Origin of the sequence: Streptosporangium sp. NPDC087985 (assembly GCF_044741965.1) — a bacterium.
GTDB lineage: Bacteria > Actinomycetota > Actinomycetes > Streptosporangiales > Streptosporangiaceae > Streptosporangium.
The window spans coordinates 720,212-732,430 of record NZ_JBIUTQ010000001.1 but is presented as its reverse complement, the minus strand read 5'-3'; the positions used below and the strand labels follow the sequence as shown (position 1 = coordinate 732,430).

Sequence of the window (12,219 nt, the reverse complement as noted above, 5' to 3'; positions counted from 1 at the left end):
CTCAGCTCCCCGTCAATGTTCTCGAAAGAGTCACCATTCACGCTGACGTTAATGGTGTCGCAGGGAAGAATCAATGGCAAGATGGTCGGCATGGTGCTTCCAACAGCAGCGGTCGGCGACCCTGCTCCGGTCCGCCTGGTTAACGACGTCGAGACGCTGCGGGTGCTGTCGGACCCGCTCCGGTTGGCCATCCTCCGGCTGCTGATGCGCAGTGCAAGCCAAGCTCCGCCAATACTGTCCGTCAAGGAGATGGCCGCGGAGCTGGAGGAGCCGCCCACCAAGCTGTACCGGCACGTCAAGCAGCTGGAGGCGTGCGGCCTCATCGTGGTTGCCGAAACCCGGCTGGTGTCGGGAATCGTCGAATATCGCTACCGAACAGGCCAGCTCGGCCTGCGCTGGGACAGCGCGTTGCTCGGCCAGGCCGCCGACCCGTCCGACCTGTTGGCCATCGACATGGCGAGCTGCGAGAGCTTCCTCCAGGACTATGCAGTAGCCGTGGCATCGGGCAAGGTCCGCCTCGATCAGCAGACGTCCCCTGAAACGTCGTACCGCAACCCGATCAGTGCGGTAGTCGAAGCTCGGCTGTCTCCCCAGCGGGCCACGCAGCTGCGCGGCCGCCTCACCGCCTTGATTGATGAGTACTTCGACGGAAGCGACGACGAGGACGGTGTACCCGTCCACATGTCCCTCATCTTCTACAGCCCGGAGGGGTGACCGTAAGACGCGGATTTGGAGCATGTACGGAACGATCAAGAGAGAGGCGATCGCCTTTCGTCCGGCTTTGTCAGCCCAGAGCGGTAATCGAGGGGAAGAAGAACTCGCTCCCCTAAAGCGGGTGTCGCATGTTCGAATCATGCCGGGGGCACATCTTTGACCTTGCGATTCACGCTCTGACCTGGGAATTCTTTCCGGCGGCCCATCCCGCACCAGGCAGCTGAGAGCAGCCGTATGCAGCTATAGGTCAATGATCGCGATACATGCGCGATATGATCTTGCAGCCATATCTGCAGGTAGGCCGTTGCGTATCCCTCTAGGCACTCCCAGGGATCGGCCGCCCGAAGGTCTGTGGCATGTCGCATCCTGGCCCTTATGCCGTGGAGATTCGTGTTGTCCGCGCCTACTCACTGATCTCGCTCAGAGGCCGAAGAGGCGTTTCGCGTTGTCCCCGCCGATCTTGGCGCGGTCGTTGTTACTGAGTGGGCACGTGGTGAACCAGTCGACGGCCTCGTTCATCGACTCGTAGGGGTAGTCCACCGAAAACATCACCCGGTCGACGCCAATCGCGCTGATGGTGTTGTCCAGGCTGCGGGTGTGGAAGTGCCCACTGGTGGTGACCAAAAAGTTATCGTTGAAGTACTCGCTGACCCGCCGTTGCGCGGCCCCGAGTCCGATGCCCTCGCGTTGCTTGTACAGCCGATGCTCCAGGCGTGGCAACAGGAACGGCAATCCCTCGCCAAGGTGCCCTAGAATGATCTTCAGGTCCGGGCGTGCGTCAAACAGACCCGAGAGCATCAATCGCACCGCGTGGGTGGCCGTCTCGTGCCCGAACCCCCAGGCGGAGCCCACCAACGACTCGTAGCCCTCGTACAGGCGGCGTTGGCTTGGCAACGGTTCACGCGGGTGCAAGTAGACCGGAACGTCGAGCTCGGCGACCTTCGTCCAGAACGGGGCGTTGTCCGGGTGGTCGAGGTACCGGCCGGTGTCCTGGTCACCGATGTTGGTGTAGCCGTTCACCAGCGCGCCCTTCGCGCCGAGCTCGCGCACCGCCCGCTCGAGTTCGTCCGCCGCCGCCTGCGGGTCCTGCAGCGCAACCGCGGCGAAGAACTCCAGACGCCCAGGGTAGGCGTCGACGAAATCCCGCCTGGCGGCATCGTTGGATTCCCGAGCCAACTCCACCGCCTGCCGCGAGTCAGACACCCCCTGCACACCCGGCGAGGTCAGTGACACGATCGTCGTCGCGATACCGGATCGATCCATCAACGCGATCCGTTGCTCGGCATCCACCAGCTTGGCCTCAACATCGGCCATGTAAGCCCGGCCGTTGCGCACGGCCTCACCGGCTGCATCCCACAGCTCGTTATTGCGCGGAGTCGACAGGTGCTCCTCCAACGCGATTAGTCCCTGCATGCCGTACCTCGCGTGCTCTCCGGCCAGCGGAGGAGATATCCGGCTATAGCTACCCTGATCAGGGCCGTGGAAACACCGTGAGGTGGCTGCTTGACATCAGCGGCGACCAGGTCATCATCGGTTCGTGATCTACTGTCCGGGATCGGTGCCCCGTACCGGCCCCTCCTAGCTCCGGCTCAGAAGAACGCGCGTAACGTTGGACTCGGAGGCCGGAGTCACGTTCGCCGACACGCCATGAGATCTTGCTGGGCGCTGCTCGACGACGTGGTGGCCCACCTCAGCGACCTCAGCGACCTCAGCGACGATCCGGCGCTGGAAATGGCGACCGGCCCGGCGAGCACCGATCCGTTCTGACGGGTCCGCGGGGTGGGCGCGCCGGCTCGGGTGACGCTGCCGGTCGCCGAGCTCGCGGCCTGGCTCACCGGCCGGCTCGTCCACACCGACCTCCCCCGCTGGCTGTAGGAGGCGACGATGACAGTGCAGACATCGAAGACCGACGTGGTGATCGTGGGCGGCGGCATCGGTGGACTGGCCAGTGCGCTCGCACTCACCCGCGCCGGCCTGCGGGTCCGGGTACTGGAACAGGCCGCCGAGTTCGGCGAGATCGGATTCGGGCTGCAGCTGGCCCCCAATGCCACCCGCATCCTGCGATCCTGGGGGCTGCTCGGCGAGGTCGTAGAGCGCGGGGTGCTGCCCGGCAGGCTGGTCATGCGGGACGCACTCGACGGAACCGACCTGACCTATCTCGACCTGGCCGCCACCGAGCGTCGTTACGGCGCCCCGTACGCGGTGCTCCACCGCAGCGACCTGCACGCGATCTTGGTCCGGGCGTGCGACGCGGCCGGCGTGGACCTGGTGACCGACACCACCGTCACGGACGCCGAGATCGGCGACGACCATGCGGTCGCGGTCAGCGCAGTACGCCGCGACGCCGGAGAGCTGGTACTGGCGGCCGACGGGCTGAAGTCGTTGCTGCGCGGGCGAGTGCACCAAGACGAGCCGGTCAGCTCGGCCTACGTCGCATACCGGGGCGCCATCCCGATGCCCGATGTCGGCGCCCGGATCGCGGCCGAGGACGTCGTGGTCTACCTGGGCCCGCACTGCCACCTGGTGCAGTATCCGTTGCGCCACGGCGAGATGTTCAACCAGATCGCCGTATTCCGCTCGCCCAAGGCGCTGGCCGGTGAACCGGACTGGGGAAGCCCGGACGAACTGGACGCAGCGTTCGCGGACACCTGTGAGGCGGTGCAGGCCGGCCTGCCACACCTGTGGCGGGAACGCTGGTGGCGGATGTACGACCGGGAACCGATCGGCACCTGGACTCGAGGCAGGCTGGCGCTGACCGGCGACGCGGCCCATCCCATGCTGCAGTATCTGGCCCAGGGCGCGTGTCAGGCGATCGAGGACGCGGACAGCCTGGCCACACTCGTCGGCAAGCACAGCGGCGCCGACGGCCCCGACTGGGACCGGGCGCTGGCGGACTACACCGAGCTGCGCACGGTGCGCACCGCACGGGTCCAGCGCACCGCCCGCAACTGGGGTGAGCTGTGGCACTGCGACGGGCTGTTCCGCACGGTCCGCAACGCGCTGCTGACCGATCGCGATCCAGCCGACTACCGGTACATCGACTGGCTCTACGGCGGATGAGGGTCGCTGAGATCACCCCAATGTCTTCCGACTAATGATTGGGATCAGTCAGCGTAGGGCCAGCTGTGGTGGCAGTTAGCTCCCTACGAGGGGCGATCAGGCACTCATCAACGCCAGCGCGTACGCCGCGTATCGCTTCGCCACCTGCTCGGGAGTCAAGAGCCCTGTGAGCCGGAACCAAGCGGGCAGGGACGTGCACATCGTCGCGATCGCCCGGCAGGCCGTGTGTGGGTCATCGGTCGTGAAATCCCCGGCCTCGAGGCAGGCTGCCGCCTGCTCGTCGAGCGCGTACTGCACCTCATCGCGCAACGCCTTGATGCGATCGAAGTCAGGTCCGCTCAGCCCGCGCATCTCGCTGGCCCCCAGGAAGGCCAGGTCCCCGCGGACGGCATGGAAGAGTGCGAGCGACTCAACCATGAAGGCGAAACTCTCCACCGCAGTAGCACCCTCGTTGCGTGCTGCTTGCTGGCGCCAGCGGATCTCGGCCATGGTCGTGTCCAGCAGTACGAGGAGGATCTGCTGTTTGCTGGAGTAGTGGTGATAGATCCCGGCCACGCTGAGCCCGGCTTCTGCCGCCACCTCCCGCATGCTCGTGGCGTGGAAACCTTGGCGCAGGAAGAGTCGCGTCGCTGCTTCGAGGATCGGATCCAACGCGAGCCCCTCAAAGTTGCGCCAGCCTCCCACGCGGGGGTGGGGTGGCACATCAACGACAGCACCCTCGCCGCGCAGCAGCCGTGCGGCGGACACCCCTAGAAGTTCGGCGATCCGCTGCAGTCGGTTCACGGTCACCGATGTGTGTCCGTTCTCGACTGCACTCATCGTCGCTGGGCTCACGTCGAGCATGCCGGCCAAGGCCCGCAATGAGAGTCCCTTCGCCTGGCGCGCTTCGCGGATCGCCCTCCCGACAGGAAACTGTTCGGTCATGCTGAACAGCGTAACCCCCCATAGACGCCTCTGAACACGGCTAGTACGATCGTTCGCTAAGTGTTTAGGGTCGGAGGCCGTATGCATGTCGAACAGCTCGTACCCCTCGACCGTCTTGCTCCTGCTTTGGTGGAAGCGACGGGCGAGGCCGCGTGGGCCACGCCGCGTGTGAAGCTCGTTAGCGGCGGCAAGTCGAAGCTCACCTTCACACTGCGCAGCGACGCCGGCGGACTCATCCTGCGCCGGCCGCCCACGGGCCATCTGCTCCTCAGCGCGCATGACATGATGCGCGAGGCACGCGTCCAACAGTGCCTCGCGGGCACAATGGTCCCGGTTGCCCGGATCGTGCTCGCCGACGCTGGAGACCTGCTCGGCATCCCCTGCATGTCATGAACAAGGTTCCGGGTCTTGTCATCCGGGACCAGCTACCGGTCGACCATGCCGGCAGGCTCGCAGACCGACAACTAATGGCTCGCACCTTCATCGACACCCTCGGAGCCGTGCACACTATCGATCAGCAGTCCGTCGGACTAGGTGACTACGGCCGTCCGAGCGGCTTCATGGAGCGGCAGGTGCGCCAGTGGACCAGCCAGTGGAAAGCCACCCGCTTTCTCGCCACCCCTGCCTCGTCCTACATGACCGGCGCGTCGCTCGTCATCGACGGGGGCCTCAGCGCCACGCTCTGACAGACACCTTCTCTCCCCGACCAGAACGGAAAGTCACCATGGAATCTCGGATTCAGGACCTTCTTGCCAAGCAGGACATCGCGGACGTCCTCGCGCGCTTTATGCGAGCCTGCGACCGTGGCGACGTGGCCGCGTTACGGCAGTGCTACCACGCGGGAGCGATAGAGGATCACGCCGGTAAGTACTTCGGGGACGCCCAGGAGTGGATCGACACGATCGCTGACAGGATCACTGCACCTGATCACCTCACGACGCATGTGCTCTCGAACATCCTCGTCGACGTCGATGGGGACACGGCACGTGCCGAGGCCTACGTGACGACGACCAGCCGCCGCCTCATCGACGGCCAGTCCTGGGACGTGCAGACGCAGTCCAGGTTGATCGATCGGTTCGACCGGATCGCGGGTGACTGGCGCATCTCTCACCGCGTCCTCGTCATGGAGTGGTGCCGGGAGTACCCGAGCAGCGAGAGCTGGGGCCTGGGCACGTCCTTCGCTGATCCATCCGGCATTGCTCGTGGTGCCAAGTACCCTCACGACCCCGTTTACACCGTTCACGCGTGAGGTCGGTGCCGCACCCGCGGCATCGGCCTCACCGTGCGAGCGGGCGGGGTGAAGCCCCGTCTCAGCCTCCCTCCTCAAGATCTCAGAAGGCAAGGGCTGATTCTTGGCCAGAGGCAAGACCGAAGTGATCGGGCAGACCGAGGCGGACAAACTGGACAGCATTTGACTGGCCAAGCTGACCGAGAAGGAGATGCTGCGCCCCTCGTTCGTGCCGGCCGCCGGGATCCGCGACCTGCGGGCGCTGTCGCGTGCCTACGTGACGGTCGTTATTTCCGACCAGCACCACCCGGCCGGGCAGAGGCCGCTGGCGAGCTGAGGACCACCTTCGACGGGACTTCTCCGCCCCCGCGCAGAACGTGCACTGGTGCGGTCAGGGTGACATACGGGCGTCGTAGGGCAGGAACGTCTCGGTGCGCAGTATGCCGGGTGGTGCAGCCACCACCGCCGGCACCGCACGCACCACGGTTGCGGCGGTGATGTACTGAGATGCCCTCGTCCTGACCTCGGAGGGCGGAGGTTCCACGAGGTCGATCGACACTCGCAGGCCAGGGCGCCCATGGAACGTCAGGCTCCAGTGCGGCTGCCCAACGTATTCGGGGCGCTCGGGTTCCATCGTCCAGATGACGGCGAGAGTGATCCGGGTCTCCCCGGCGCTCTTCAGGTGCCATCGCCACTCGGTGCTGGCCACGGTTCCTTCGGCGATGACGCCGGCGGCCATGACGATGTCTGCAGTTGCCGGCAGCACCTGATGGTCCGGCTCAATGGTGTAGTTCTCGATGCCGAGCGCGTCGGCCATGAAGGCCAACGTCTCGGAGTAGAGCATCCCGTAGAGAGCGGCGTGCTCCCCGTTGACTTGGCGCAGGTCATCGGGGTCTCGCCCCATCCCCATGACGTTGAAGACGAAATCCGGATCCGGCATTTTTCGGGTGTCCACCAGTTCGGTGATCCCGATGGAGTCCAGGTCGAACATGGCGCCGGAAAGTGCGGTCGCGACGCGCTCACCGATCACTCCTGGATTGACACCGACGCCGAACATGGTCGTGCTGCCCGAGTGGGCCGCGTCGAGGAAGGTGGCAGCGCGCTCCTCCCCATGAGCGTGCGGGTAGTGGTGACCCACCGTCGTCACGACGTTCTTGCCGGAGGCAAGTATCGCGCAGATGTCCGCATCATGCCGTTGGTACGGCATCTGGATGCGGGGCGTGTGGATCACGACGTCTGCGTCGAGCCGCAGGATCTCCTCTCGATCCCGCGTGGCGACCACCCCGGTGCTCGGCCGGCGGGCGATCTCTCCGGCATCGCGGCCGGCCTTCGCGTCCGAGTAGACATAGAGTCCGACGAGCTCCAGTTCGGGCGAGTCGATCACTCGACGGAGGCATGTCTTGCCGATACCGCCTGTGGCCCACTGAATCACGCGGAGTGGTCGGCTTCCTGGGCGCATCAGGTGGTCCGCAGCGTGGTGGCATGCAGAATTTTCGCCTGCGCCCGCTCGTAGCGAGCGGGGTCGAGGGCATACATCGCCCTGGCGCGAAGGGCGCGCTGGTCCGTATCCGTCACCCGCTCACCGCGCTCCATGGCGGCGAGCCCCACACGGGCGATGTCGGAGGGGTTCTCCTTGGGCCCCACGACGTGGTCGGCCATCCTCGTGTCCACCGACCCGACGATGAGCGCTGTGACGGTCGTGCCCTGCGGCTCCAGTTCGGCACGGGAGATGGTGCTCAGGAACAGCGCCGCCGACTTCGCCGGCGAGTAGCCGCCCATGAAGGGGGAGGGCATCGCGCCGGCGACCGACAGCACGTTCACGATGGCTCCTCCACCGTTCCCGCCGAGGATCGGTGCGAAGGCCCGCGTCATGTTGAGGACCCCGAAGTAGTTGACCTCCATCTCCCGTCGAGCGGCGTCGGGGTCGTCGGTGAGCACGAGTCGCGTGCGGGCGTGGTAACCGGCATTGTTGATGAGCAGGTCCACGTCACCGCAGGCGGTCGCCGCGGCCTCGACTTGCGAACGGTCGGTGACATCGAGGCTCACAGGGTGGATGCGGCCATCGCGGTCGGCCAGATCCGTCGCCGCGCCGTCACGCATGCCAGCGTAGATGCGGGCAGCTCCGCCCTCGAGGAGCTGCTCGACGAACGCCCGACCGATACCGCGATTGGCGCCGGTGACGAAGGCTACCGCGCCTTCAACTCGAGCGCTCATCGCCAGTCCTCATAGATCACGTCGGCGGGATAGGGTTCGCTCTTGATCAAGGTGTTGCCTTTCGAGACGAGATTGCCGTGTATCCAAGACTCGGCAACTGGCATGTCGTGATTCCAGTCCCAGCGCAGGCGCCTCAAGCGGATCCCCCACCGTCCGTCGACCTTCTCGAGGTTGTCGATGATCCGCAGGCCCGTCACGGAGTCGCCCTTTCCGTCGGCTGTCCGGACCCGTGCGAAGACGGTAACGTAACTCTCCGCCCGCGCCCGATCTCCGTCGACCTCGATGAGCACGTTGGTCATGGCGTGCGATGTCAGTCTCCTCGGGTGGCTCAGGGCAGCGGCGATGCCATGGACGTAGTCCTCGGCCGATCCATCGAAGACGCCGCCATGCTCTTCACGTGCACCGGGCAGATAGCACACACGCAGGCCTTCCACGTCGCCGCGGTCGGCCGCGCGCAGATACCTCGCGAGCAACTCATAGATGTCCTGTTTGTCGAGCAGCGTCCTCACAGCGTGCCCGAGGTTTGCCTCTTCACATGTTTCAGCCGAGTGCACTGTCACGCCCTCCTGTCCTGCGGCCAACATCACGAGACTGTGCCCGCGGATCGTCGCGCGATTCTCATGCGACCATCGCCACGCGACCGACCGTCAGTCCCTGCGCGAGTTTCTCGATGGCGTCCGGTAGCCCAGCGAGATCGACGGTCTCGCCTACCAAGGGATGGATCCGCCCTTCCTGCGCCAAGGCGGTCAACTCCTGGTGACACCGATGCACCGCGGGGAGGTCGTTCCTTCGGTAGGCCCCCCACACGTACCCTTCAATGGAGTAGTTTTTGATGAGAGGGTGGTTGAGTTTGGCTGTCTGGATCTGCCCGCCAGCGAAGCCGACGAGCACGATCCTGCCTTCGAACGCGATGCACTTGGTCGATCCGTGATACGCGTCTCCACCCACTGGGTCGTACACGACGTCCGCTCCGCGCCCCCCGGTCGCCTCCTTGACCACCTTGACGAAATCCTCTGATTTCCGGTCGACGACGATGTCCGCGCCCAGCCGCCGGGCGACGTCCACCTTGTCCGCTCCGCCGACCACGGCGATCACTCGGGCACCCGCAGCCTTGCCCAGCTCGACCGCTGCGCTCCCGACGCCACCAGCGGCCGCGTGCACAAGCAGGGTTTCACCCGCTTGTAGCCGGCCGCGACGGTGCAGGCCAAACCATCCGGTCTGGTAGGCCACGAACATCGCCGCTGCTTGAGCGTCGTCGAGTCCTGAGGGTGCCGGGAACGTCACTGATGCATCGAGGACGCTGTACTCCGCGAAGCTCCCGCTTGGTAGCACAGTCAGTCCGATCACGCGGTCGCCCACCGCGAGGTGTCCGACGTCCTTCCCCACCGAGACGACGTCGCCACAGGCCTCGATGCCAGGAGTGAATGGAAGCTCCGGCTTGACCTGGTAACCGCCTTGGCACATGAGGACGTCCGGGAAATTGGCCGCCGCCGCCCGGACTCGGATCACGACTTGGCCGGGCTCGGGCTCGGGCTGATCGACGTCCGCGATGCGAAGGACGTCACGCGGTTCGCCCAGTTCTGATACTTGCAGCGCCTTCACGACGCTCCTCTCTGTGTGTGAAACGACCTGTTCAGATCAGCGTGAACTGCACTCCGCACAGACTGAGGACGGTGCCTCTCCCCGAGTCCTGTGCCGCGAGGCAGTCCACCGCGTAGAGCCCTCGGACTCCATCGACGTCTTCGAACTCGATGGTGCGATCCCCGAGGCGCACGGTGGCCCCGTCCACCTCGGCGTCGACCACTGCCGCCCACCGCGCCGCCATTGCGAGGGGATCCGGCACCGACACATGCGCCGAGACGATGTCGTTGACGACCGCTGTGGAGCGGCCTGCGTAGACCTGCGGCGCGAAGTGCCAGCTTTCCGGTGGGACGAGTTCGTCGAACTCGGCGAGGACGCCGAAGTCCCTTGGGTGCCATTGGCTGATCGGGCTGCCGTGATGGTCCTTGACAAAGAGTGGCTCGATGCCGAGGCGACTTGCCCGGGACACCATGCCTGCCGAGTCGGCGACCTGGACCACGATCATGAAACCGGAGTCGCCAGTCTTGCGAAGTTTGCTCGCTGCTCCTGAATCGCTGCGGAGGGGTTCGCACACCTCGATGTAGGTTCTGTCGAAGCCGAAGATCTCGTGCGTGAAGCCAATGGCCGCCATCCCCTCCTCGTCACGATGACCGTGCGGCACGCCGAAAGCGCTCCGCGCAGCCTCGAGGGTTCCCTCGAGATTGCCCGTGAGAAGGACGATCTGACGAAGTTCGGGCAGTTTTCTCTTTTCCACGTGGCGCTCCTGAGGTGACGATCAGACGACTGCGCTGGCGTCGCCGTTGAGTTCCCGGCGCAGCTCGTGCTTGAGGACCTTGCCGGATGGGTTGCGCGGCAGAGCGGCGACGATCTGCACGGATTCTGGCCACTTGTACTTGGCCACCCGGCCGGCATCGAGATGCGCTTGGATATCGGCCAGGGTCGGTGGATCCTCTGAATGCCGAGGGACGACGAAGACGCACACTCGCTCACCGAGACGATCATCGCGTCGCCCGATGGCCGCGACTTCTGCCACCTTGGGTTGCCCCACGAGGAGCGTCTCTATCTCCACCGCCGAGATGTTGAGGCCACCGCGGATGATGAGATCCTTCTTGCGGTCCACGTGGACGAGCATGTCCGGGGCGTCCGCGGAGTACTCGAAGATGTCACCGGTGCTGAAGTACCCCTGCTCGTCGAACGCGTCCTCGATCCGGCCCAGGTAACCCGAGAACAGACTGGGGGCCTTGAATCTCAGCTCTCCGGGCCTGCCAGGCTCCACAATGTCCTCGCCCGTGGCGAGGTCCACGAGGCGCACCTTGGATTCCCGCCCCATCCTGGTCCGCCAGTTGAACCGAGGCGATCCGGGGACCGGCAGAGACTTGCCGCGCATGCTCGGGTCGGGGACGGTGTCCGGGTCCGCACTCAGTTGAAGTCCTTCGGTGGCGCCGAAGAAGTTGATGACCTCGACACCGTGGTCCTCTTCCCACCTCCGGATCGTCCAGCCGCTGATGGGCGCAGATCCGGCACCGACGCACCGCATGGACGACAAGTCGTACTGCTCGAAGAACGAGTTCTCGGCGACCATCTCGTTGAGCACCGTCGGGGAGACGACTGTGTACGTCACCTTCTCCTGCTCGATCTGGCGGGCGAAGGTGTGCAAGTCAAACGGCTGGTGTTGGACCAGGCAACATCCCGAGAGAAGCCACGGGAGGAAGATCCCCCCGATCGAACCGGCGTTGACCATGGGCATCGAGTTGAGGACGACATCCCGCGGCGTCAATGACGGAAGCGCGACGTTGGTCGCGGCGCTGACCATCGAGTCTCCGTGAGCGCGTGGAACCCCCTTCGGAACACCCGTCGTCCCCGATGTGAACAGGATCAGGACGCAATCGTTCGGATGCGGGCGCAGGTCCGTGAGGAAGCCCTGGTAGGCAGGACTTGGCGACGGCCCCTCCTTGCGAATCTCGTCAAGAGAGATCGGCACCCCTCGATCGTCCTGTCCGTGCCAGACAAAGACCTTGTCCGCACCCTCTATGTCTTCAGCGACCTCGCCGATGTCAATGAGGACGCGACTGTGAAAGCCGGCGGCCGTCACGAATCCTCTGACGCCTGCGATCCTCGCGAGCGTCTCGATCTCGTGGCGGCGGTACGGCATCGGATACGGGGAGATGATCACCCCGATCCGGTTGAGCGCGAGATAAGTGATGACGAGCTCAACGGAGTTGGGTATCTGAACGCCGATGACGTCGCCCGGCCGCAATCCGTTCTCGAAGAACAGCGCGGCACACCGATCGACGGCGTTGTCGAGCTCCCGCCAGGTCAGCCGGGTCGGCTGCTGCTTGAGGAAGGACTCCTTGTTGATGGCGTCCACGACCGCTACCGACTCCGGGTTGGCCGCGACATTCTGGCGGAAGCGGTCAGTCCAGGTCTCCCCGGTCCACCACCCCTCCTCGAGCATGGCCCTCACCGTGGCGTCGCTGAACAGTCTCATCGCCGCTCCC

General features: G+C 65.3%; 12 protein-coding genes and 1 pseudogene. 5 read left to right on the top strand and 8 right to left on the bottom strand.

Annotated elements, in window-relative coordinates; all coding sequences use genetic code 11:
- The first annotated feature begins 15 nt into the window (after positions 1-15).
- Positions 16-714 (top strand): helix-turn-helix domain-containing protein, encoded by a 699-nt coding sequence (locus tag ACIN94_RS03560; protein WP_400699074.1) that lies wholly within the window; start codon positions 16-18, stop codon positions 712-714.
- 420 nt (positions 715-1,134) lie between these two features.
- On the opposite strand, the gene ACIN94_RS03555 is transcribed toward ACIN94_RS03560, so the two are convergent.
- Positions 1,135-2,109: an amidohydrolase family protein gene (locus ACIN94_RS03555; protein WP_400699071.1), complete on the bottom strand. Its 975-nt coding sequence runs from the start codon at positions 2,107-2,109 to the stop codon at positions 1,135-1,137.
- Positions 2,110-2,598: 489 nt separating this feature from the next.
- Between ACIN94_RS03555 and ACIN94_RS03550 the strand changes: the two genes are divergently transcribed.
- Positions 2,599-3,774, top strand: coding sequence for an FAD-dependent monooxygenase (locus ACIN94_RS03550; RefSeq protein WP_400699068.1), 1,176 nt, complete (start codon positions 2,599-2,601; stop codon positions 3,772-3,774).
- A gap of 96 nt (positions 3,775-3,870) precedes the next feature.
- Here the strand turns inward: ACIN94_RS03550 and ACIN94_RS03545 are convergent, their stop codons facing one another.
- Positions 3,871-4,698 (bottom strand): TetR family transcriptional regulator, encoded by an 828-nt coding sequence (locus tag ACIN94_RS03545; protein ID WP_400699065.1) that lies wholly within the window; start codon positions 4,696-4,698, stop codon positions 3,871-3,873.
- Positions 4,699-4,779: 81 nt separating this feature from the next.
- Here ACIN94_RS03545 and ACIN94_RS03540 point away from each other — a divergent pair.
- From ACIN94_RS03540 to ACIN94_RS03530, 3 genes and pseudogenes are all read left to right on the top strand, one after another.
- A pseudogene (locus tag ACIN94_RS03540) lies at positions 4,780-5,384 on the top strand (phosphotransferase).
- Between the two features lie 38 nt (positions 5,385-5,422).
- Positions 5,423-5,947 carry a nuclear transport factor 2 family protein gene (locus ACIN94_RS03535; protein ID WP_400699062.1) on the top strand — a complete coding sequence of 175 codons (525 nt, stop codon included), beginning with the start codon at positions 5,423-5,425 and terminating at the stop codon, positions 5,945-5,947.
- A 190-nt stretch (positions 5,948-6,137) separates the two neighbouring features.
- Entirely contained in the window at positions 6,138-6,263 is a 126-nt protein-coding gene (locus tag ACIN94_RS03530) for a hypothetical protein (RefSeq protein WP_400699059.1), read from the top strand.
- 54 nt (positions 6,264-6,317) lie between these two features.
- Here the strand turns inward: ACIN94_RS03530 and ACIN94_RS03525 are convergent, their stop codons facing one another.
- From ACIN94_RS03525 to ACIN94_RS03500, 6 genes are all read right to left on the bottom strand, one after another.
- Positions 6,318-7,310 (bottom strand): hypothetical protein, encoded by a 993-nt coding sequence (locus ACIN94_RS03525; RefSeq protein WP_400699056.1) that lies wholly within the window; start codon positions 7,308-7,310, stop codon positions 6,318-6,320.
- A 74-nt stretch (positions 7,311-7,384) separates the two neighbouring features.
- The gene (locus ACIN94_RS03520; RefSeq protein ID WP_400699054.1) at positions 7,385-8,140 is read right to left on the bottom strand and encodes an SDR family oxidoreductase; all 756 of its coding nucleotides are present in this window, start codon (positions 8,138-8,140) and stop codon (positions 7,385-7,387) included.
- Positions 8,137-8,724: a nuclear transport factor 2 family protein gene (locus tag ACIN94_RS03515; protein WP_400699052.1), complete on the bottom strand. Its 588-nt coding sequence runs from the start codon at positions 8,722-8,724 to the stop codon at positions 8,137-8,139. Before ACIN94_RS03515 ends, ACIN94_RS03520 begins: the two co-directional genes overlap by 4 nt.
- A 34-nt stretch (positions 8,725-8,758) precedes the next feature.
- Positions 8,759-9,742 (bottom strand): NADPH:quinone oxidoreductase family protein, encoded by a 984-nt coding sequence (locus ACIN94_RS03510; protein WP_400699050.1) that lies wholly within the window; start codon positions 9,740-9,742, stop codon positions 8,759-8,761.
- A 31-nt stretch (positions 9,743-9,773) separates the two neighbouring features.
- Positions 9,774-10,475 carry a hypothetical protein gene (locus ACIN94_RS03505; protein WP_400699047.1) on the bottom strand — a complete coding sequence of 234 codons (702 nt, stop codon included), beginning with the start codon at positions 10,473-10,475 and terminating at the stop codon, positions 9,774-9,776.
- A 21-nt stretch (positions 10,476-10,496) separates the two neighbouring features.
- On the bottom strand, positions 10,497-12,209 hold the full coding sequence (locus ACIN94_RS03500; protein ID WP_400699044.1) for a class I adenylate-forming enzyme family protein: 1,713 nt from the start codon (positions 12,207-12,209) through the stop codon (positions 10,497-10,499).
- Positions 12,210-12,219 lie beyond the last annotated feature (10 nt).

Bases quoted from the DNA above. Each gene is read 5' to 3' on its own strand.
- ACIN94_RS03560 (WP_400699074.1), top strand. From the start codon at position 16: ATGTTCTCGAAAGAGTCACCATTCACGCTGACGTTAATGGTGTCGCAG.
- ACIN94_RS03550 (WP_400699068.1), top strand. From the start codon at position 2,599: ATGACAGTGCAGACATCGAAGACCGACGTGGTGATCGTGGGCGGCGGC.
- ACIN94_RS03545 (WP_400699065.1), bottom strand. From the start codon at position 4,698: ATGACCGAACAGTTTCCTGTCGGGAGGGCGATCCGCGAAGCGCGCCAG.
- ACIN94_RS03535 (WP_400699062.1), top strand. From the start codon at position 5,423: ATGGAATCTCGGATTCAGGACCTTCTTGCCAAGCAGGACATCGCGGAC.
- ACIN94_RS03530 (WP_400699059.1), top strand. From the start codon at position 6,138: ATGCTGCGCCCCTCGTTCGTGCCGGCCGCCGGGATCCGCGACCTGCGG.
- ACIN94_RS03520 (WP_400699054.1), bottom strand. From the start codon at position 8,140: ATGAGCGCTCGAGTTGAAGGCGCGGTAGCCTTCGTCACCGGCGCCAAT.
- ACIN94_RS03515 (WP_400699052.1), bottom strand. From the start codon at position 8,724: ATGTTGGCCGCAGGACAGGAGGGCGTGACAGTGCACTCGGCTGAAACA.
- ACIN94_RS03500 (WP_400699044.1), bottom strand. From the start codon at position 12,209: ATGAGACTGTTCAGCGACGCCACGGTGAGGGCCATGCTCGAGGAGGGG.